The 20,421-nt window shown below is 74.6% G+C and carries 17 protein-coding genes; 5 read left to right on the top strand and 12 right to left on the bottom strand.

Annotation, left to right across the window (positions count from 1 at the left end; all coding sequences use genetic code 11):
* Window positions 1-36: 36 nt before the first annotated feature.
* The 6 genes from ACI79A_RS08035 to ACI79A_RS08060 all read right to left on the bottom strand — a co-directional run bounded on the left by ACI79A_RS08035 (window position 37) and on the right by ACI79A_RS08060 (window position 7,731).
* Entirely contained in the window at window positions 37-891 is an 855-nt protein-coding gene (locus ACI79A_RS08035) for a formate/nitrite transporter family protein (RefSeq protein ID WP_457081790.1), read from the bottom strand.
* A 113-nt stretch (window positions 892-1,004) separates the two neighbouring features.
* Window positions 1,005-2,558, bottom strand: a complete 1,554-nt coding sequence (locus ACI79A_RS08040) for a protein kinase domain-containing protein (RefSeq protein ID WP_457081792.1) — start codon at window positions 2,556-2,558, stop codon at window positions 1,005-1,007.
* A gap of 138 nt (window positions 2,559-2,696) precedes the next feature.
* Window positions 2,697-4,361, bottom strand: coding sequence for a protein kinase domain-containing protein (locus ACI79A_RS08045; RefSeq protein ID WP_457081794.1), 1,665 nt, complete (start codon window positions 4,359-4,361; stop codon window positions 2,697-2,699).
* A 118-nt stretch (window positions 4,362-4,479) separates the two neighbouring features.
* Window positions 4,480-6,264, bottom strand: coding sequence for a glycoside hydrolase family 15 protein (locus tag ACI79A_RS08050; RefSeq protein ID WP_457081796.1), 1,785 nt, complete (start codon window positions 6,262-6,264; stop codon window positions 4,480-4,482).
* Between the two features lie 68 nt (window positions 6,265-6,332).
* The gene (locus ACI79A_RS08055; RefSeq protein WP_457081798.1) at window positions 6,333-7,226 is read right to left on the bottom strand and encodes a glucose 1-dehydrogenase; all 894 of its coding nucleotides are present in this window, start codon (window positions 7,224-7,226) and stop codon (window positions 6,333-6,335) included.
* Between the two features lie 73 nt (window positions 7,227-7,299).
* Entirely contained in the window at window positions 7,300-7,731 is a 432-nt protein-coding gene (locus ACI79A_RS08060; RefSeq protein WP_457081800.1) for a hypothetical protein, read from the bottom strand.
* Between the two features lie 217 nt (window positions 7,732-7,948).
* On the opposite strand from ACI79A_RS08060, the gene ACI79A_RS08065 reads away from it, so the two are divergent.
* The gene (locus tag ACI79A_RS08065; protein ID WP_457081802.1) at window positions 7,949-9,382 is read left to right on the top strand and encodes an AAA family ATPase; all 1,434 of its coding nucleotides are present in this window, start codon (window positions 7,949-7,951) and stop codon (window positions 9,380-9,382) included.
* Window positions 9,383-9,394: 12 nt separating this feature from the next.
* Here the strand turns inward: ACI79A_RS08065 and ACI79A_RS08070 are convergent, their stop codons facing one another.
* A complete protein-coding gene (locus tag ACI79A_RS08070; RefSeq protein WP_457081804.1) occupies window positions 9,395-10,126 on the bottom strand; it encodes a hemerythrin domain-containing protein in 732 nt (243 codons plus the stop codon).
* Between the two features lie 251 nt (window positions 10,127-10,377).
* Here ACI79A_RS08070 and ACI79A_RS08075 point away from each other — a divergent pair, with 251 nt between their 5' ends.
* A complete protein-coding gene (locus ACI79A_RS08075) occupies window positions 10,378-13,065 on the top strand; it encodes a S8 family serine peptidase (RefSeq protein WP_457081806.1) in 2,688 nt (895 codons plus the stop codon).
* A gap of 118 nt (window positions 13,066-13,183) precedes the next feature.
* Window positions 13,184-14,197 carry an LLM class flavin-dependent oxidoreductase gene (locus tag ACI79A_RS08080; protein ID WP_457081808.1) on the top strand — a complete coding sequence of 338 codons (1,014 nt, stop codon included), beginning with the start codon at window positions 13,184-13,186 and terminating at the stop codon, window positions 14,195-14,197.
* Window positions 14,198-14,486: 289 nt separating this feature from the next.
* Here the strand turns inward: ACI79A_RS08080 and ACI79A_RS08085 are convergent, their stop codons facing one another.
* Together ACI79A_RS08085 and ACI79A_RS08090 are read right to left on the bottom strand one after the other, a co-directional pair.
* On the bottom strand, window positions 14,487-14,768 hold the full coding sequence (locus ACI79A_RS08085; protein ID WP_457081810.1) for a hypothetical protein: 282 nt from the start codon (window positions 14,766-14,768) through the stop codon (window positions 14,487-14,489).
* 312 nt (window positions 14,769-15,080) lie between these two features.
* The gene (locus ACI79A_RS08090; RefSeq protein WP_457081812.1) at window positions 15,081-15,287 is read right to left on the bottom strand and encodes a hypothetical protein; all 207 of its coding nucleotides are present in this window, start codon (window positions 15,285-15,287) and stop codon (window positions 15,081-15,083) included.
* 177 nt (window positions 15,288-15,464) lie between these two features.
* On the opposite strand from ACI79A_RS08090, the gene ACI79A_RS08095 reads away from it, so the two are divergent.
* Window positions 15,465-16,991, top strand: a complete 1,527-nt coding sequence (locus ACI79A_RS08095) for a DUF4407 domain-containing protein (protein ID WP_457081814.1) — start codon at window positions 15,465-15,467, stop codon at window positions 16,989-16,991.
* A 131-nt stretch (window positions 16,992-17,122) separates the two neighbouring features.
* Window positions 17,123-17,653 carry an NUDIX hydrolase family protein gene (locus tag ACI79A_RS08100; RefSeq protein ID WP_457081816.1) on the top strand — a complete coding sequence of 177 codons (531 nt, stop codon included), beginning with the start codon at window positions 17,123-17,125 and terminating at the stop codon, window positions 17,651-17,653.
* Between the two features lie 39 nt (window positions 17,654-17,692).
* On the opposite strand, the gene ACI79A_RS08105 is transcribed toward ACI79A_RS08100, so the two are convergent.
* The 3 genes from ACI79A_RS08105 to ACI79A_RS08115 all read right to left on the bottom strand — a co-directional run bounded on the left by ACI79A_RS08105 (window position 17,693) and on the right by ACI79A_RS08115 (window position 20,417).
* Entirely contained in the window at window positions 17,693-18,499 is an 807-nt protein-coding gene (locus ACI79A_RS08105) for an ABC transporter ATP-binding protein (RefSeq protein ID WP_457081818.1), read from the bottom strand.
* Window positions 18,500-18,508: 9 nt separating this feature from the next.
* Window positions 18,509-19,381 (bottom strand): ABC transporter permease, encoded by an 873-nt coding sequence (locus tag ACI79A_RS08110; protein WP_457081820.1) that lies wholly within the window; start codon window positions 19,379-19,381, stop codon window positions 18,509-18,511.
* A 64-nt stretch (window positions 19,382-19,445) separates the two neighbouring features.
* The gene (locus tag ACI79A_RS08115; protein ID WP_457081822.1) at window positions 19,446-20,417 is read right to left on the bottom strand and encodes an ABC transporter substrate-binding protein; all 972 of its coding nucleotides are present in this window, start codon (window positions 20,415-20,417) and stop codon (window positions 19,446-19,448) included.
* Window positions 20,418-20,421 lie beyond the last annotated feature (4 nt).

A 20,421-nucleotide genomic window follows, 5' to 3' on the forward strand; every position in this document is an offset into this window, starting at 1 on the left:
CGAGAGTTCCGGGGCGGTGCTGCGTCTGGGGCCGGCTCAGCCGCGTTCGGCCGCCGGCGCGTCGGCTTCGGCGTCGGGCTCGGGGTCGGGCTCGTCGCGCAGGAACAGGTACCAGTAGGAGGTCGACACGAAGACGACGGCGCCGACCAGGTTGCCCAGGCCCGCGAACAGCCAGTTGAGCGCCACGTCGTCCCAGCCGAGCTCGGGCACCCCGGCGAAGATCGCCGCCGGCAGGAAGAACATGTTGGCGACGACGTGGTCGAAGCCCATCGCCACGAAGGCCATGATCGGGAAGAAGATCGCCAGGATCTTGCCGGAGACGGTCTTGGCGGCCAGGGACATCCAGACCGCGAGGCAGACGAGCCAGTTGCAGCCCACCGCGCGCAGGAACACCTGCCACGACGACTCCTCGAGGGCCTTGCCCTCGGAGATCGAGGCCAGCCGCTCGTAGGTGAGGGCGCCGGTGCCGGTGGCCCCGGAGTCGCCGATCACGCCGGTCTGCACGGCCAGGAAGTACGCGACGAAGAGCGCGCCGATCAGGTTGCCGATCAGCACCAGGGAGAGGTTCTTGGCGACGTCACCGAGCCCGATCTTGCCGCGCATCGCGCTCAGCGGCACCAGCGCCATGTTGCCGGTGGCCAGGTCGGAGCCGGCGACGAGCACGAGCACCAGGCCGAGCGTGAAGGTCGCGCCGGTGAAGAGCGTGGGCAGCGTGCCCCAGGTCGCCGGGTCCAGCCCGGAGGAGACGGTGATGGCGACCAGGCCGCCGAAGGCGATGTAGGCACCGGCCAGGAACGCGCTCACCAGCACCTTGTCCCAGGTGCGGCGGGTCTTCTTGGCGCCGGTCTGCGCAGCGGCCTGGGCGATCTCCGGTGGTGTGCGAGCTGGCACGACTGCCTCCTCCGTGTCGAGCGGACCGACCCGTGGTCCCGGGCCCCGGGGTACCAGCCTCTCGGACACCGCGCCGTCCTGCCCGTCGAACCGGCACCGGGGCCGGTGGGTGGTCAGCCGTCCCGGTCGCCGCGATCGCGTCGGCGGTCCCGCCGGTCCTGCCGGTCGCCGTCCGGGTCACCGTCCCGGCCGTCGTACCGGTCACCGTCCCGGCCGTCGTACCGGCCCCCGTCCCTGCCGTGATCCCAGCCGTGGTCGTCCTGCGGCTCGACGGCGTTCTCCGCCGGGGCGGGGAGCGGGGTGGGCGCCGGCGCGGGAGGTGTCGGTGCGGGAGGTGGCGGTGCGGCAGGTGGTGGGGCGACCGCGTGCGTGAGGTCCACGACGGCGCCCGGGAGCACCTGGCCGACCGGGTGGAGAGCGATCACCTGGCCGTCCGGGACGTCGCCGGTCTGCAGCGGCCGCAACGTCACGGCCATCCCGCGCTCGGCCAGCTCGGCGTGCACCTCGGTCACCGGCCGCCCCACGTAGTCGGCCGTCGACAGCGACACCAGCCGCACCGCGGGGGCGGTGGGCGTCGGGGCGGTGCGCGTCGGTGCGGCGGCCGTCGGGTCCGCGCGGTCGGCGGCGAGCTGCAGCAGGCCGGAGGTGCCGCCGGCCACGACCAGGAAGGTGAGCAGTGCGGCGACGAGGAACGGCCAGCGCCGGTGGCGCGCCGGCTCCGGATCGTCCTCGTCGGCCCGGGGGTGGGGCGGCGGAGGCGGCGGCGCGGCCATGCGCACGGCGGGCATCACCAGCGTCCGCGGCCCGTCGGTCGGACCGTCGGCGGGCCGGGCCGCGAGGACGTCGTCGACGGCGGCGCGGAGGGCGGCGCCATCGCTGAACCGCTCGGCGGGGTCCTTCGCGATGGCCCGGTCGATCAGCCGGCGCACCGCCACCGGGACCGCGTCGGGCAGCGGCGGCGGGACCTCCCGGATCCGCCGGAGCGCGACCTCCACCGCGTCACCGCCGTCGTAGCCGCGGTGGCCGGCCAGGCACTCGTAGCCCACCAGGCCGAGGGCGTACACGTCGCTGGCCGGGGTGGCGCGCTCCCCGGCGGCCTGCTCGGGCGAGAGGTAGTGGGCGGTGCCGACGACCTCGCCGGTGACGGTCAGCGGCACGCTGCTCGCGGAGACGGCGACCCCGAAGTCGGTGAGCTTGACCGCACCGTCGTCGCCGAGCAGGACGTTGCCCGGTTTGACGTCGCGGTGGACGACCCCGGCGGCGTGGGCGGCGGCCAGCCCGGCGGCGCACTGCCGGAGCACGGCGAGGGTGCGTTCCGGTGACAGCCGCCGCTCCCGGCGCAGCAGCGTCGACAGCGACTCGCCGCGGACCAGCTCCATCACCAGGTAGGCGAGGTGCTCGCCGCGGGGTGAGGCCGCGGGCAGCACCTCCCCGTAGTCGAAGAGCGTGGCGATGTGCGGGTGCACCAGGCCGGCCGAGTGCTGGGCCTCAGCGCGGAAACGGGCGAGGAACGTGGCGTTGGCGGTGTACTCGCTGCGCAGCACCTTCACCGCGACGTCGCGGCCGAGCACGGTGTCGCGGGCCTGCCACACCTGGCCCATGCCCCCCGAGGCGATCGGCGTCAGCAGGTCGTAGCGCTGCCCGAGCAGCTGACGGTCAGGGAGCACCGGCCGATGGTCCCCGCTGCGCGGCGTCGGTGTGTGACGGCTGGGGCGGGAGTCGCAGCCGGCACGGGAGTTCCCGGAACCGGGACCGTGGGCGACCCGGCACGGCGCCGACCGGGGCTGACCGAGGTGGTGCCGTGGTCAGCCGCCGCCGTTCCCGCCGCCGTTCCCGCCGTTCCCACCGCCGTTCCCGCCGCCGTTCCCGGGCTCGTCCTCGTCGGGTTCGTCCTCGTCGGGCTCGTCCTCGTCGTCCTCGTCCTCGTCGCCGCCGGTCGACGGCGTCGCGGTCGGGGTGGTGGTCGGGGTGGTGGTCGGGGTGGTCGGCCTGCTGGGCGGCGTGGAGGCCGCCGGCGGCGCGGTGGCGTACGCGACGGTCACCGTGCTGCCGGCGCGCAGCTCGCCGGTCGGGGACACCGAGACGACCTGGCCGGGGCCGACGTCGCTGGTCCGGCGGGGGACCAGCTCCACCGCCAGGCCCCGTTCGTTCAGCTCCGCCTGCACGTCGTCGACCGGCCGGCCGACGAGGTCGGCGGCGGCGACGGTGACGGTCTCCGGCGTCTGCGCCCCGGTCGCCTCCGGTGCGGAGGTGTCGGCCCCGGTGGTCGGCGAGGGAGAGGGCTCGGCGTCGCCGGTCGCGGCGCGGTCGGCGAACTGCACGACGCCGAAGACGAGCGCGGCCACGGCCAGCAGCGCCACGGCGGCGGCGGCCAGCTGCCTGCGCCGCCGCGGTCCGGGGGCTGCCGCCGGGCGCGTGCCGCGGCCCGGACCGTCGGGGCGGGCACCGGCGGTGGCCCCGGCCGGGCGGGCGCCGGCACCGGACCCGGCAGGGGGCACCGGGGCGGCGAACACCCGGGTGGCCGGCGTCGAGCGGGTCGTCGGCTCCGGGCCGGCCGGTGGCAGGACCGCCGTCTCGTCGGCGGTGGCGGTGGGCAGCACGGTGGTGCGGTCGGCGGCCGGTCCGGACAGCGGCCGGCCGGCGCGGACGTCGTCGACGGCGTCCCGGAAGGCGGCGCCGTCGGTGATGCGCTGCGCCGGGTCCTTGGCGATCGCGGCCGCGATGAGCGCGCGGACCGGCTCGGGGACGTCGGCCGGCAGCGGCGCCGGGGTGTCCCGGATTTGCATCAGCGCGACCTGCACCGAGCTCTCCGCGTCGAACGGCCGGTGCCCGGCGAGGCACTCGTAGCCGACCAGGCCCAGGGCGTAGACGTCGCTGGCCGGGGTGGCCCGCGAGCCCTGCGCCTGCTCGGGGGAGAGGTAGTGCGCCGTGCCGATGACCTGGCCGGTCTGGGTGAGCGACACGCTGGCCGCCGAGAGGGCCACCCCGAAGTCGGTGAGCTTGACCGTGCCGTCGGCACCGAGCAGCACGTTCCCGGGCTTCACGTCGCGGTGCACCACACCCGCCGCGTGCGCGGCGGCCAGCCCGGCGGCGCACTGCCGCAGCACGTCCAGGGTGCGATCGGGGTCGAGCCGGCCCCGGCTGTGCAGCAGCTGGGACAGCGACTCGCCGCGGACCAGCTCCATGACCAGGTAGGCCAGGTGCTCCTCGCCGGGGTGCTGGGGGGTGACCTCGCCGTAGTCGAAGAGCGTGGCGATGTTCGGGTGCAGCAGCCCGGCCGACAGCTGGGCCTCGCTGCGGAACCGGGCGAGGAACGTGGGGTCGCCGGTGAACTCGCTGCGCAGCAGCTTCACCGCGACGTCCCGGTTCAGCACGGTGTCCCGCGCCTGCCAGACCTGGCCCATCCCGCCGGTCGCGATCAGGGAGGTCAGCTGGTAGCGGCCGTCGATCAGCCGGCCCGTCGGTTCCACCCTGGCCCTCCCGTCGTCATCCCTCGTGGCACCCGGTGGACGCCCGGTGGACGCCCGGTGGACGCCCCGACCGACGACCCTGCCACCCCGGGGGCGCGGGGGCAGGACCGGCGTGCGCTCAGCCGCCGGACCCGCGGTGCTCGGAGACGGTGATGGCGGCGTTGACCAGGGCCAGGTGGGACAGCGCCTGCGGGAGGTTGCCCAGCAGGTCGCCGGTGCGCGGGTCGAGCATCTCGGTGAGCAGGCCGACGTCGTTGGCGGCGCCCATCAGCTCATCCATGAGCGTCACCGCCTCCTCCACCCGCCCGCACAGCGCCAGCGCGGAGACCATCCAGAACGAGCAGGCGAGGCAGGTGCCCTCGTCCGCGTCGGCCCCGCTGTGGCGGTACAGGTGGGGGCCGTCGCCGAGCTCCTCGCGCAGCGCGTCCAGCGTGCGGCTCATCCGCTCGCCGCGGTCGAACCCGCTGATGGCGTGCAGCACGATCGAGGCGTCCAGCTGCTCGGTGCCCGGGTACCAGACGTAGGCACCCCGCTCCTCCGACCAGGCGTGCTCGTCGACCCACCGCCGGATCCGCCCGGCCTCGCTGCGCCAGCGGGCGGGGTCGCCGGGGATGTGCCCGGACTCGGCCAGCTCCACCGCCCGGCTCAGCGCGACCCAGGCGCCGAGCTTGGAGGTCGTGTAGTGCCGGGCCTCGGGCAGCTCCCACATGCCCGAGTCGCGGCTCTGCCAGCGGTCGCAGGCCAGGTCGGCGATGCCGGCCAGCAGCCGGCCGGTCTCGGCGTCGAGCACGTTCCCGTTCGCCACGTAGAGGGAGACGATCGCGAACAGGTCGCCGTAGGGCCCCAGCTGGAGCTGCTCGATGGCGGTGTTGCCGCTGACCACCGGCCCGATGCCGCGCCAGCCGGGGACGTCGCGGACGGCAGCCGGGCGGATCGGCTCGCCGGCCAGGGAGTAGCAGACCGCCGGCTCCGGGCCGTGCCGGCGGATGGTCGACAGCAGCCAGCTGATCGCGCCGTGGGGCTCCTCGCGCAGGCCGAAGCGGAACAGCGCGGTCAGCGCGTACGCCGAGTCGCGCACCCACGCGTACCGGTAGTCCCAGTTCTTCCCGCCGGCCAGCGACTCCGGCACCGAGGTGGTGGCCGCGGCGACCATCGCCCCGCTGGGGGCGTGGATCAGCAGCTTGAGCATCAGCGCGCTTCGCTGCACGGCGGTCTTCCACGGGCCGTCCCAGTCGAAGGTGCGGCACCAGGTGGCCCAGTTCGCCACGGTGCGGTCGATGCCCTCGTCGATCAGCTCCGCCGGGGGCAGGAACAGCGGCTCGTCCTCGGTGGCGACGACGGCGAGCAGGTGCCGCGAGCCGGGGGTGGTCGTGTAGCCGACCGCGATCCGCCGGTCACCGACGTCGACCTCGTCGGGCGCCAGGGTGCGCACGGCGAGGGTCAGCCCCGCCACCCGCAGCACCGGACCGTTCGCCGTCGCGGAGACCCACGGCGCGGCCGCGTTCATGCAGGTGCCCGGCACCACGGCGGCGCGCATCCGCACCGAGCCGGTCAGCCCCTCGACCCGTCGGGCGAACTCCGCCCACGGCAGCCGGCCGGCCACCCCGGTGTTCATCGCGTCGGTGACCCGCACCGAGCCCGAGGCGGTGGTGAAGGTGGTGGTGAGCACGTTGGTGGAGGGGACGTACTCACGGCTGACGGTGAACTCCTCGACCGGGCACAGCTGGATGCACCCGCCGTTCTCGGCGTCGAGCAGCGCACCGAAGACCGGTGCGGCGTCCATCGCCGGCAGCGGCAGCCAGTCGACCCGGCCGTCGCGGGCGATCAGCGCGATGGTGCGCCCGTCGCCGACGGCGGCGTAGGAGCGCAGGTCGGCGTAGCCGGCGGCGTCCCGCTCGTCCACCGGGCCGGACCCGGCGCCGTCCGCACCCCAGTGGAGGGCGGGACGGCGCCGTGCGGGGTCCGCGGACGTCACGGTGTCGGCATCCCACCGTTGACGTGGAGGGTCGCCCCGGTCGTGTAGCTGGACTCCGGGGAGGCGAGGAACACGTAGGCCGGGCCGAGCTCGGCCGGCTGGCCGGCGCGGCCCAGCGGGGTCTCCTGGCCGAACTCCGGCAGCGCCTCGGTCGGCTGACCGCCCGAGGCCTGCAGCGGCGTCCAGAACGGGCCGGGGGCCACCACGTTGACCCGGATCCCCTTCGGCGCGAGCTGCTGGGCCAGCGCCTTGCTCATCGTGTTGATGGCGGCCTTGGTGGTGGCGTAGTCGACCAGCCCGGGGGAGGGCTGGTAGGCCTGGATCGAGCTGGTGTTGATGATCGTGGCGCCGGCCGGCAGGTGCGGGAGCGCCTCCTGCACGATCCAGAACAGCGCGTAGACGTTGGTCTTGAAGGTCTGGTCGAACTGCTCGCTGGTGACGTCGGCGAGGTCGTCGACGAAGGTCTGCTTGCCGGCGATGTTGGCCACGATGTCCAGCCCGCCGAGGGCCTCCAGCGCGGTGTGCACCAGCTGCCGGGCGGCGGTCTCCTCGGAGACGTCCGACGGGGCGAGCACCGCCTTCCGGCCCGCCTCCTCGATGAGCGCGGCGACCTGCTCGGCGTCGGCCTGCTCGCTGGGCAGGTAGTTCAGGACGACGTCGGCGCCCTCGCGGGCGAAGGCGATCGCCGCTGCCCGGCCGATGCCGGAGTCGGCGCCGGTGACCAGCGCCTTGCGGCCGGTGAGCCGCCCGGTGCCCCGGTAGCTGGTCTCGCCGTGGTCGGCGGTGGGCGCCAGGTCCTGGGCGAGGCCGGGGGCGTCCTGGCTCTGCTCGGGGAAGCCGTCGGTGCGGTACATCGTGGTCGGGTCGGTGAACGTGAACTGGTCGGGCACGCGTCTCCTCGGGTGGTGGGTGGCTCGCTCGCAGTGCCCGGTCCGGTTGCGGACCACACACCGGGGCGGCTCGTCAGCGCCACGCCCAGGGCGGCGGCTCGAGCAGCGGCCACACGGTGCCGGCGGCGGCGACGTGCAGGCTCCAGGTGGCGTCCACGCAGTCGGCGAGCTCCTCGTCCAGCGCGTCGGCCCACTCCGCGTCCGCCTCGGTCGCCGTCCCCGCACCCGGGCGACACAGCGCCATTGCGAGGTGGGTGGGGTCGTCGGCCGCCTGGTCGGTGACCGTCTCGTGCAGGGCCAGCAGGTGGCTGAGCACCAGGTGCTCGGGTCGCTCCGGCAGCACCTCTACCGGGACGAGCAGCGGCAGCATCAACCCGTGGCCGTCGAGCCAGGCCAGCCACAGGCTCCGGGCCGGGAAGACCGGCGGTTCCAGCAGCGCGGCCCAGCGCCGGGTCAGGTCGGCGGTCGAGCGGACGGGGTGCTGGGTGAGGGGAGTGGCCGGCATGCGTCCACCGTCACCCGCCGGGGTGGCCACACGTCCGCCGTCCACAGGGTGGCCGTCCCTCCACAGCCGACCGGCCGGCGGCGCCCGCGGCGGGCCGCCATCTGCTATGGACGGCGCCGTCCGGAAAGGGGTGTCGCGCCGGAGCGGGTGCTGGCAGGCTCCGCGCCACCGAGCCGGAGGTGACGCAGTGCAGCGTGGATGGGCCAGCTACACACCCATGAGCGACCAGGTCGTGCCCGCAGCGACCGACGGGCGCCCGCTGGAGCTCGCCGACCTGGGCAAGCTGGCCCGCCGCGGCGTGCGGGCGGTGACCAAGGCGGCCCGCGTGGACGACCAGGTCACCTTCGGCTCGCTGCTGACCGGGTTCCTCGGCACGAGGGACGGCGGCGAGGTCGCCGAGGAGACCTGGCCCGGGTACCAGCACGTCAACGTGCAGGCCGGGCTGGACGCCTGGCTGGCGCAGGAGGGCCGGACCAGCGAGGTGGTCGGCGTGCTCGGCTTCCGGCACCACCACTTCGGGCTGGCCGAGCTGCTCGTGCACACCGACCTCGGCCCGCACGGGCCGCGGCCGGGTACCGCCGCCACGGTCAACCTGCCGGCCGGGCCGGGCGGCGCCACCCGCCCGTGCCTGCGCTGCGCCGTCGTCCTGGTCAGCGAGGGCGAGACCCGCACCGCCCTGCTGGTCCGCGGCGCCGAGCCGGAGAGCGGGCTGGCCCAGGTGTCGGTGCAGGCGCTGGGCGCCGACCCGGCGGCGGCCACCGCCGCGCTGCAGGGCATCCGCGCGGCCGCCGACGAGCACAACGTGTTCCGTCGGCAGGTCCTCTCCTTCGGCATGGAGGTCTTCGGGCACGGGCAGACGCTGCTGCAGCTCCACCCCCGGCCCCGGCTGGCCGCCGACCAGCTGGTGCTCGACCCGGCGGTGATGGCGGTGATCGACCGGCAGGTGGTCGACGTCGCCCGGCACAAGGCCCGGCTGCTCGCCGCGGGCCAGCACCTCAAGCGCGGGCTGCTGCTCTACGGGCCGCCCGGGGTGGGGAAGACCCACACCGTGCGGTACCTGGTCGGGCGGCTGATCGAGACCACCGTCGTCCAGCTCACCGGCAACGCGCTGCACCTGATCGCCGAGGCCTGCTCGGTGGCGCGGGCGCTGCAGCCGGCGATGGTGGTCGTCGAGGACGTCGACCTCATCGCCGAGGACCGGGGGATGCACCCCGGTCAGCACCCGCTGCTGTTCCAGCTGCTCAACGAGATGGACGGGCTGGCCGAGGACGCCGACGTCGTCTTCCTCCTCCTCACCACCAACCGGGCCGACCTGCTGGAGCCGGCGCTGGCCGCCCGCCCCGGCCGGGTCGACCAGGCGGTGGAGCTGACGCTGCCCGACCGGGCCGCCCGGCGGGCGCTGTTCGACCTCTACCGCGGCGGGCTGGCGGTGGACACCAGCGGGTTGGACGACGTCCTGGCGCGCACGGAGGGGGTGACCGCGTCGTTCCTCAAGGAGCTGATCCGCCGGGCCGCGCTGTTCGCCGCCGACCGGACGGGGCAGGGGGCGATCGCGGTGTCCGCCGACGACCTGGCCGCGGCGCTGGACGAGCTGCTGGACACCCGCAACGCGATGACCCGGAACCTGCTCGGCGCCGCCCCCACCGGCTGACTCCCGGGGCGGTCAGGCGGCGGGCGGGGCGCCGCGCAGCCGGACCATCGCGGCGCGGAAGTCGCGCCGGCCGAACAGCCGCCACGCGGTCCGCGCCGCGCGGGGCAGCCCCACCATCAGCCGGGCCCGGTCGCCGGCGCAGGCGTCCTCGAGGGCCAGGCCGAGCACGAGCATCTGCTCCCGGCCGGAGAGCGGGTTGTCCGCGGCACGGCTGATCGCCGCCCAGTCCGCCGAGGTGAGGTGGGTGGCGACCAGCGGCAGCAGCGCGCGCTCCTCGGCGGCGGTGTGCACGCCGACGGCGGCCGCCAGCCGGGCGCACGCCCCGGCGAAGACCTCCTGGGCCCGCTCGCCACCCGAGACCGCCCACTGGCGGCCGGCGGTGGTCAGGTCCCGGAGCAGCTGGTCGATCAGCGTGGCCCGGGTCGTCCAGGCCTGCACCTCACCCCGGGCGTCCTCGCGCACGCCGTCGGGGAGCCCGGTGAGCAGCAGCGGCCAGAGCAGGTCGCGCTCGGTGGTGTGGTGCTGGACGACGACCCGGGCGACCAGGTCGGCGTGGGCGGCCAGCTCGCCGGCGCGGGCGGTGTCGTCGGCCGGCGCCCAGGAGGTCAGCTCGGCGAGCAGCCGGAGCTCGCGGCGGGCGAGCCCGTGCAGCACCCGCTGGTAGGCGACGGCGGCCGTGCTCGGCAGCCGGTCGGGGTCGGGGGTCGGAGCGGCCGCAGGGCGGGGGAGGACCGCAGCGGTCATGGCGCACCTTCTCCGGCTCGGCAGTGGTTCGGACGCCAGCACGGTAGGGCGGCCGAGCCCCGGCCGGACAGCGATTTCGGGGTCCGGCGGCCAAGATCAGCCCAAGGTCGGGGGGACACGCCGCCCGGGTCATCCTCGAGTCGTAGGCGCTCTCACCCATCCGGGTCATCAAGCACGCCTGTGCGCCGGTCGACATCTACCAGGCAGTCCTTGCCCGGGACCTGTGCCCTCGGCGACCAGGAGACACCCGAATGGACCACCAGCGACCCGACGAGCCTGCCGTGCGCCGGCCCGACGCGCCCCCGCGCCGCCGGACCGGGCAGCGGCTGCTCGCCGCCGCCGCGGCCGCGGTGCTGGGGTTCGGCGGGGCCGCGGCGATCGACCACCTGGCGCTGGCTGCCCCGGCTCTGACGGAGGCCGACGGCTGGGGACCCGGGGACGGCCTCACCCGGTTCGTGCTGACCGGTGAGGACGGGCCGGTCAGCCAGGTGACCCTCGACGCCGTGGCTGCGGTCGAGGGGGTCGTGAACGTGCAGTCCTTCCACGACGGTTCGGGTTTCGTCGCCACGGAGGGGCTCGCGCCGGAGGTCCTGGCCGCCGTGCCCGGGATCGCGAGCGTCGAGCTCTCCCCGAGCGTCCCGGTGCTGAGCTCAGCGGACCCGTACTACGACCTGTACGGCTGGAACCTCGACAACACCGGCGCGAACGCATACCAGCAGACGGCGGTCCCCGGTATCGACATCGACGCACCCATCGGGTGGGCGGCCGGCACCGGCCGCGGGATGGTGGTCGCCGTCACCGACACCGGCTACGACTCCGATCACCCGGACCTCGCCGGCGCGCTGTGGACCAACCCCGACGAGCCGTGCGGGTCGGTCGACCACGACGGCAACGGCAAGATCGGTGACTGTCACGGCTGGAACTTCGAGACGAACTCCGCGGACGTCGACAACGGGCCGGGCGGAAGCCATGGCACCAGCGTCTCCGGGGTCGTGGCTGCCCGCGCCGGCAACGGCGTCGGCACGATCGGGGTGGCTCCCGACATCCAGGTCATGCCGCTCGTGATCGGGACCGGGGGCTCCGTCGACGTAAACCTGGCTGCCCAGGCCATCCGCTACGCCGTGGACCACGGTGCCCACGTGATCAACGCGAGCTGGGGTGGGGCGTTCACCGGGACGGCCCTGACGAACCTGAAGTCGGCGGTCGCCTACGCCGCCGCCCACGACGTGCTCGTGGTGGCCGCGGCCGGGAACGACGCCCTCAACCGGGACGTCGACCTCTTCTACCCGGCGAGCCTGCCCGACAGCAACATCATCACGGTGGGCTCCCACACGGCCGCCGACACGGTCAGCGAGTCCTCGGCCCACGGCGCCAGCTCGGTCGACCTCTTTGCCCCCGGCAACAAGGTCGCCGTCGTCTGGAACGACGGGAGCTACCGGGTGTCGTCCGGGACGTCGATCGCCGCGCCGCACGTGGCCGCCGCGATCGCCCTGTACAAGGCGAGGACGCCCAGTGCCACGGCGACCCAGCTCAAGGCCGCGGTGCTCGACGACGTGGCGCTGTCCTCGGCCTACGCCGGGCGGTCGGTGACCGGCGGCCGGTTGTCGCTGGCCGAGTTGGGCGCCAGCGCAGAGGACGTCCGCTACTCCTTCACCGGCATGCGGGCCGAGCCGGGCACGGTCACCCCGCAGGTCTTCGTGGACGGCTCGACGCCAGAGGGCTCCTACAGCGTGCGGTTCGGGCTGGGCATGGAGCACCAGGGTGAGGTCATGGCGGTGGCCGGGCACCAGGTCGCCCTCGGCAACGTCGCGACCGTCACCAACGACGCCGGCGAGGTGACGTTCCCGCTGGGCACCCGCACCAGCGCCGGCCCGCAGGTGCTCAGCCCGTCGACCGAACTCGGTGCCGGGCGCTACGTGCTGACCGCACAGCTCTCCGTGGACGGCGTCCCGGTTGGGCGCCGGTATGCAGCGCCGCTGCTGGTCGCCACCGCGGCCGCCACCCCCACCTCGGCCGCCCCGACGTCGGCCGCGCCGACCTCGGCCGCACCGACGTCCCGGGCTCCCTCCGGTGGGTCGACGGCGCCGACGGCGTCCCCGACCTCGGGGAGCACGGTCGCGCCGTCCCCCGGGACGACGGCCGCCCCGACGTCGTCCGGCCCGGGCGGGTCCGGTGGCACCGCGCCGACGTCGTCCGCCGCGACCCCGACGGCCGGCGGGCCGACGGGCACCGCGCCGGCCCCGACGACCCCGCGGGTGACCTCGTCGCCCACCGCGTCGGCGACCGCCACCCCGACCGCCGGCGGTGGCTCGGGCGGCGCAACGCCGACCGGCTCGTCGTCGGCCTCCTCCACCCCGACCGGCACCGCGTCGCCCACGCGCAGCTCCACCGCGCCGGCGCCGGGCAGCACGCCGACGTCCTCGCCGTCGCCGACGGCGCCGGGTGGTGGCATCACCTACCCGCCGACCGGGGCGTTCGGGCTGACCTCCATCAGCCCCTCGCAGGTGGGCACCGACGGCGGCACGGCGGTGACCATCACCGGCACGGCCATCCCGCTGGACGCCCAGGTGCTGGTCGGCGGCAGCCGCCCGGCGACGGTCACCAGCGTGTCGGCGACCCGCCTCGTGTTCCGGGCACCGGCGCTGGCCGTGGGCACCTATGACGTCACCGTCTTCAACGGCACCAGCACCCAGTCGGCGACGCTGACCGACGGCCTGACCGCCGTGGCCGGTGGCTCCGGTGGTTCCGGTGGCGCGACGCCGACGTCGACCGGCGCCACGCCGACCACGACGGCGGGGCAGGCGCCGGGCGTCGCCCGACCGACCGAGGTGGCGGGCCCGCACGGCCTGCGGCTGGTCCGGTCCCCGCTGCTGGCGTCGCTGGCACCGCGGATCTGGCAGGTCAACTGCTCGTCGGCCTGCAGCGGCCTGGCCGTCTGACCGGAGCTGCCGTCTGACCGGAGCTGCCGTCTGACCGGAGCTGCCGTCTGACCGGACTCCCGCCGGCCCGCCCGCACCAGGGTGGGCCGGCGGTGACATGGCAGGGGAGGATCGGGCCGTGCCCGCTCCCGGTGACCCGCTGCGCTCGCTCGGCTTCCTGACCATCGGCCTGTTCGACGGCGCCGACCCCGGTCCCGGCCACGAGACGACGCTGCAGGTCATCGAGCTGGGGGAGCAGCTGGGCTTCGACAGCGCGTGGCTGCGGCACCGGCACCTGCAGTACGGCATCTCCTCCCCGGTCGCCGTCCTGGCCGCGGCCACCCAGCGCACCTCCCGGATCGCGCTGGGCACCGCGGTGACCCCGCTGGGCTGGGAGAACCCGCTGCGGCTGGCCGAGGACCTCGCCACCGTCGACGTGCTCTCCGGCGGCCGGATCAACCCCGGCGTCAGCGTCGGCCCGCCGATGCACTGGGACGACGTGAAGGCCGCCCTGTACCCGGACACCGCGGAGCTCGAGGACCTCTCCTACGAGCGGGTGTCCCGGCTGGTGCGCTTCCTGGCCGGGGAGCCGGCGTCGACGTTCGCCGGCCGCGAGGGCGTGGTCGAGGAGTGGTCGGACCGGGTGCAGCCGCACTCGCCCGGGCTGGCGTCCCGGGTCTGGTACGGCGGCGGGTCGCTGCGCTCGGCCCAGTGGGCGGGGGAGCACGGGATGCACTTCCTGACCTCGTCGGTGGTCAAGGCCGAGTCCAGCGAGGACTTCGCCACCGAGCAGGCCAGGCAGGTGCAGGCGTTCCGCGCGGCGAACCCGGCGGGCCGGGTGTCGCAGGGGCTGGTGGTCATCCCCACCGACTCGGCGACGGCCGAGCAGCGGGAGAAGTACGCCGCCTACGTCGAGGCGCGACTGCCGCGGACGGCGACGCCGCAGGGGCCGGCGCGGATGATGTTCGCCCCCGACCTGATCGGCACGTCGGAGCAGATCGCCGAGCAGCTGTACGCGCACGCCGGCTTCCGCGAGGTGTCCGAGGTGGTCTTCGCGCTGCCGTTCAGCTTCGAGCCGGCTGACTACGTGCAGATCCTCACCGACACGGCGCGGCACCTCGGCCCGGCGCTGGGCTGGTCGCCGTCCGCCTGACCGGGACCTTCGCCGACGTCGCCTGGTCGGTCAGCGGTCAGCGGTCAGTGGTGAGCGGTCGATGCATCTGCAAAGGCGCGTGCCCAGCCGTCCGGGATCTTGCCGAGTGCTACGAGCCGGACCAGGTCTAGATCGCCTGTGTCGCGGAGGTGACGAGCCCAGTAGACCTCGGTGGAAGGTTCAGCCAGACACCGGTCTTTGAATGCCTCGATGCGCGCAGTGGCCGCTGCCGGATCATGGGGACGGTCGAGCTGTCGCCACAGGGCGCTGATGGCGTCGTGGTCCCCGCTCACCACTTCGGCCTTCTCGCGGCGGCCCCGATGCCTGCGTACGAGCGCAGATAGCGGTTGCGTGATTCGCGCCCGCACTCCCTGGTGACGGAGACGAGAGTGAACAGCCAACAGCCGTTCGGATGGTCGCGCTTCATCTGCTCGACTCCCTGCAGCACTCGTGGGCAGTTCTGCAGATCGGCAATGAGGCTGCTCAAGTCGTTCCAGTCAGTCCGATCCTTCGGGTTTCCCCACAGTCGGAGCACGAGGTCCACCGTCTCGGCTGGATCGGCGACGTCCATGATGAAGAACTCGGGCCTCCCCGCGGGTGACTGAGCCCCGCTGGCCCGAGTTGCCCAGGACGAGGGAGTCGAGAGGTACCCAACGCCTCTATTGGATGGTGATGTCCGCTTCGGATGGCGTCGGCTCGGGGAGGTGAACACGCTGATGCGCTTCCTTGCGGCGCGAGGTGACCGTCGTTGACGTGGCGGCGGGTGCTGGGCATCGCTCTGGACGGGCTGCGCCCGACGGGCGAGCCACTGGCTGCCCCGCCGCTGACGCCCCGGGCAGTTCGACGAGCTGATGAGCCGCGGCCGGGCCTTACCGGCTGTGGCTCAGTCGGCCGGGTCGGCGATCCAGTGACCGGTGTGCGAGAAGTCCTCGGTCGCCGGGCGCTGGCAGGACGGGCAGGGGTCGGCCACCAGGTTGCCCTCGGCGCCCAGTCGCTGGCGCAGCCGACGCATGGAGCGGGCGCCGCCGGACAGCTCGGAGATCCAGCTGTCGAGCGCGTCCGGCTGCGGTGCGTGGTCGATGGTGCTCATGCGCACGTTCTCGGCGGCCTGCCGGCCGGGCGGGACCGCCGCGGCACGCGTGCGCCGGATGAGCCGGATGTGACGGGGCAGCGGCGCAGACCACCCGCCGACGTCGTGGGCGGCGGTACCGGACCGGTCGTGGGCGACCGATAGCGGGGAGGAGATCCCGGCGGAAGGAACCACCCAGTGCGCACCCGCACCCGTTTCGGCGACCGGCTGGCCGTGCTCGGCGGCGCCCGGCTCGACGTCCTGCGTGTCGCCCCCGGCGCCCGCGCCCGGCAGGTCGCCCTCGGCGGCGTGCTGGTGAGCACGGCCGCGCTGGCCGCGCTGTCGGCGGCGTTCGCCGTCCACATGACCCTGGGCGCCTGGTGGGCCCTCGCGGCGGCGATCGGCCTCGGCTGGGGGCTGGTGATCCTCAACCTGGACCGGATGCTGCTCACCGGCATGTCCCACGACCCGTCCTGGAAGCGGAACGTGGCGATGGCGCTGCCGCGCGTGGCGCTCGCCCTGGTGCTGGGGACGGTCATCTCCACCCCGCTGACGCTGCAGGTGTTCAGCAAGGAGATCGACGCGACGGTCGTGACGATGCAGGCCGAGGCGGCACAGGAGTTCAGCGCCGGGCTGGACGCCGACCAGCGGTACGCGCAGATCCCGGTGCTGTCCGAGCGGATCGCCGAGTCGCAGGCGGTGCTCGCCGGTGGGCGCACCGCCGACCCGAACGCCGGCCCCACCGTCGTCGCCGCGCAGGCCGAGCGGGACGCCAAGCGCGCCGCGTACGACGCCGCCGTCGCCCGGTACGACGAGCTGCAGGCCAAGGCGCAGTGCGAGCTGGACGGCACCTGCGGCTCCGGCCGGCCCGGCACCGGCGACGCCTACTTCTCCGCCGCGGCGGCCGCCGCCCAGCAGGCCACCGTGCGCGACCGCGCCAAGGCCGAGCTGGACGACGCCGACGCCGCGCTGCAGCAGACCCGGACGACGGCCGCCCAGGACGCCGCCAGCGCGGATGCCCGCGGGATCGCGCTGGCCCGGACCGACCTGGCCGCCGACTCCGCGGAGCTCACCCGGCTGACCGATGCGCGCAACGCCGAGCAGGCCGCCTTCGACGCGGAGAACGGTGAGAGCGACGGCATCCTGGCCCGGCTGGAGGCGATGGACCGGCTCGGCGAGGAGCGGCCGATGATCGGCACCGCGCACCTCATGCTGTTCCTGCTGTTCCTCTGCATCGAGGTGCTGCCGGTGCTGGTCAAGGTGATGCTCAACTTCTCCCCGCCCAGCGCCTACGACCGGCTGCTGGAGGTGCGCGACGAGGAGGAGGTCGAGGCGGAGAAGATCCGCGTGAACGGCCGGCAGCGGGCGCAGCGGGCCCGCGCCGACCTCGTCGTCGCCGCCGAGACCGACCGGATGGCGCGGGAGATCCTCGAGCGGGAGGCGGCCCAGCGCGAGGAGGCGGCGCGCAAGGCCGCCCGCCGGCGCGCGCGCCGGCTGCCGCGGACCCTGCGGGCGATCTTCCCGGCCCGGGACGGCGCGCCGGCTGCTCCCGAGCTGATCGAGCCGACGCTGGACACCGGCGAGCTCGAGGCGCTGCTCACCGGCTCCTACGAGGCCGGGCTGTACGGCACGTCGTCCCGCGGCACGGACCCGGCCGCGCAGGTGCCCGGCCCCCGGCCGGCCGCCGACGCCGTCCTCGCCGGAGCCGACGACAGCGACCGCTGACCCCAGCCCGCCGACATGGCCATGATGGCGCCCTGCAGGGGCGCCATCATGGCCATTTCTGCTCCCCGACGTGAGTGACGGCACCGCCCCGCTGCGTGCCGGGTCCGGTCGCGTCGGATAGACAGGCAGGCATGACCGAGGTGACGAGCTCCGATTCCAGCTGGCTGTCCCGGGAGGAGATGGACGCCGCCCGGGAGCGGCTGCCGATCCTCTACGTCGACGCGGTGCCGGTGCGGGTCGACGACCACGGCGTCGTCACCTCGGTCGGGCTGCTGCTGCGCATCGGCCAGGACGGCCAGGTGAAGCGGGCGTTGGTGTCGGGTCGGGTGCTCTACCACGAGCGCGTCCGCTCGGCGCTGCTGCGGCACCTGGAGAAGGACCTCGGCCCACTGGCGCTGCCCCGGGTACCGGCCGCGCCGCAGCCGTTCACCATCGCCGAGTACTTCCCGACCCCCGGCGTCACCCCGTTCCACGACCCGCGGCAGCACGCGGTGTCGCTGGCCTACGTGGTGCCGGTGGAGGGTGACTGCGCCCCGCAGCAGGACGCCCTGGAGCTGACCTGGTTCAGCCCCGACGAGGTGCGCGAGCCCGCGGTGCTCGCCGAGCTGGCCAACGGCCAGAGCGCCCTGCTGACCCAGGCGCTGGCCCACCTCGGCGTCTGACGCCCCCGCCCCCCTCCGAGGCACAGGAGGCTCTGCGCGTCAGGCGGGGACGGGCGCGGTGTGCACCAGGTCGGCGATCTGCCGCTTCACCTCGTTGAAGGCAGGTGCGGTGACCTCCCGGTCGGGCAGGTCGACCGGGACGACGGCCTGCACGTGGCCGGGCACGCCGTGCGAGGCGCCTCCGGTCATGACGACGACCCGGTCGGCGAGGTAGACCGCCTCCTCGATCGAGTGGGTCACGAAGACGACCGTCGTCCGGGTCTCGACGTGGATCCGTCGCAGTTCGGCCTGCAGGTCGGCGCGGGTGAGCGCGTCCAGCGCGCCGAAGGGCTCGTCCATCAGCAGCAGCGACGGGTCGTTGGCCAGTACCCGGGCGATGGCGACCCGCTGTTGCATGCCGCCGGAGAGCTGCGCGGGGTACTTCCCAGCGAACCGGGTGAGCCCGACCGCGGCGATGAACCGGTCGGTGACGGCGGTGACCTCGGCCTTGGGCAGCCGCTTGCGGGACGGGCCGTAGGCGACGTTCTCCCGCACCGACAGCCAGGGGAAGAGGCCGTAGTCCTGGAAGACGACGCCGCGGTCGGGGCCCGGCCCGGTGACCGGCTCCCCGCCGACCTCCACCACCCCGGCGGTGGGCCGTTCGAAGCCGGCCAGGATGCGCAGCAGCGTGCTCTTGCCGCAGCCGCTGGCGCCCACGACGGCGACGAACTCGCCGGAGGGGATGGTCAGGTCGACGTCGGCCATGGCGACGACGCCGCCGTCGTAGGCCTTGCTCAGCCCGGCGATGCGGACGTCGGCCATCCGGCCCGCCGCGAGGTGCTCGGTGGTGCTGGGCTCGGTGGTCATCGTCGGCTCCTACTTGATCAGCGGGCGGTCGCGGAACAGGACGCGGAAGAGCAGCGTCAGCAGCCGGTCGGAGACGAACCCGGCGACGGCGATGCAGATCATCCCGACGACGATCTGGTCGGTCTGGACGGTGTCGCGGGCCAAGAAGATGGTGGAGCCCAGGCCGGTGGGGACGCCGGTGGTCTCGCTGAGCACGAGGATCACCCACGCCAGCCCCAGGCCGACCCGCATCCCGTTGACGATCGCCGGGGCCGCGGCGGGCAGCACGACCCGCAGCAGCGTGCCCACCCCTGAGGTGCCGAGCATCCGGGCGGCCTCCAGCAGCCGTTCGGGCACCTGCCGGGCGCCGCTGATCGTGCCCAGCACGATCGGGAAGAACGCGGAGAGGGTGATCAGGAAGATCGATGCCTGGTCGCCGTAGCCGATCAGCAGCGCGACCAGCGGCACCCAGGCAGTGGCGGGGATGGGCCGGAACAGGTTGATCATCGGGTCGAACAGCGCGTGGGTGGTGGCGAACCGGCCCATCAGCACACCGAGCGGGACGGCGATCGCCGTCGCCAGCGCGAAACCGGAGAAGACCCGCAACGCGCTGGCCGGGAGGTCCTCCCACAGGCCGTTGCTGAAGGCGTTGTCCCCGGTGCCCAGGACGTAGTTGGCCAGCCCTTCGGCGACGTCGGCGGGATAGGGGAGGAAACCCATCCGGATGCCGAAGGGCAGCTCCCACTCCTGGGACCGGCCGACCTGCCAGAACAGCAGGAACAGGACCGGCACGGGCAGCCCGAGCAGCGCGGTGCGCAGTCGGCCGCGCCGTCGGCGGGCAGGCCCGGACGGGACGGTCGGGGCTGCGGCCTCCACGGGGACCGCGGCGACGGTGGTGCTCATGGGGTCCTTCCTCCTCGCGGGTGCGGGAGGGGCGCCGCCGCGGGTGCGCGCCGGCGCCCCGAGGTCACTCCGCCGGGGCGAACTGCGGGTCGACGATGTCGGCGATCGGCGGTGCGTCGTCGATGAGCTCGAGGTCGGCCATCTGCCCGGCGAGCGCCTCTACCTGGTCCTGGTACTCCTCGCTGAGGTCGGAGCGGAGCCAGAAGTTCTCCAGCGCCGACTCCAGGACCTCCTGGTCACCGCCGAACTCGCTGACCATCTCCGGCAGCCACTCGTCGACGTTGTCGCTCATGTAGGCGGTGGTCGCGGCGTGCGTGTCGACGACTGCCTGCACCAGCTCCGGGTCGTCGGCGACGAGCTCACCGGTGGTCGCCAGGCCGATGTTCACCCGGCCGATCTCCGTCGAGTACGGGTCGGCGATCTCCGTGCCGCCGGCGGCCTCGGCCAGCGAGACGCCGATCTCCACGCCGAAGAAGGCGTCGACCGAACCGCTGGTGAAGGCAGACGCCATCTCCGCGGCCGGCACGCTCACCAGCTCCAGGTCGGCCGGGTCGATGTCGTTCTCGGCGAGCATCAGCCGCAACGCCACCTCCGGGGCGCTGCCCTGCACGTAGCCAACCGTCTTGCCCACGAGGTCGTCGATGGTCTCGATGCCCTCGCCGCCGAGGAAGCCCCAGCCGCCGTCGGCCGCCGAGGCGACGATCGTCAGGTCCCGGTCCTCGGCGATCGAGGAGATGGTGGAGGTCATGCCGGTGATCGCGAAGTCCACGGTGCCGGCGACGAGCGCGTCGGACAGGGCCGGGGTGCTGTCCAGGGTCACGACCTCGAACTCGACGCCGTCCACGGCGTGCTCCTCGTAGAGGAACGGCGCGTAGAAGTGCGGCTGCCCGCGCAGCGTGCCGATGGTGACCGTCTGGGTCTCGCCGCTGCCGCCCGCGGCGGCGTCCGCGGAGTCGGAGCCACAGGCGGCGAGGGAGAGGACGGTCGCGGCGACGGCGGTGCCGGCGATCGCGCGGCGGACGGCGGTGGGGCTCAACGGG

The sequence above is a fragment of the Modestobacter sp. SYSU DS0657 genome (assembly GCF_054050925.1).

Coding starts and splice junctions, on each gene's coding strand:
- ACI79A_RS08075 (WP_457081806.1), top strand. CDS start 10,378: ATGGACCACCAGCGACCCGACGAGCCTGCCGTGCGCCGGCCCGACGCG.
- ACI79A_RS08065 (WP_457081802.1), top strand. CDS start 7,949: ATGAGCGACCAGGTCGTGCCCGCAGCGACCGACGGGCGCCCGCTGGAG.
- ACI79A_RS08105 (WP_457081818.1), bottom strand. CDS start 18,499: ATGACCACCGAGCCCAGCACCACCGAGCACCTCGCGGCGGGCCGGATG.
- ACI79A_RS08100 (WP_457081816.1), top strand. CDS start 17,123: ATGACCGAGGTGACGAGCTCCGATTCCAGCTGGCTGTCCCGGGAGGAG.
- ACI79A_RS08060 (WP_457081800.1), bottom strand. CDS start 7,731: ATGCCGGCCACTCCCCTCACCCAGCACCCCGTCCGCTCGACCGCCGAC.
- ACI79A_RS08070 (WP_457081804.1), bottom strand. CDS start 10,126: ATGACCGCTGCGGTCCTCCCCCGCCCTGCGGCCGCTCCGACCCCCGAC.
- ACI79A_RS08085 (WP_457081810.1), bottom strand. CDS start 14,768: ATGGACGTCGCCGATCCAGCCGAGACGGTGGACCTCGTGCTCCGACTG.
- ACI79A_RS08110 (WP_457081820.1), bottom strand. CDS start 19,381: ATGAGCACCACCGTCGCCGCGGTCCCCGTGGAGGCCGCAGCCCCGACC.
- ACI79A_RS08090 (WP_457081812.1), bottom strand. CDS start 15,287: ATGAGCACCATCGACCACGCACCGCAGCCGGACGCGCTCGACAGCTGG.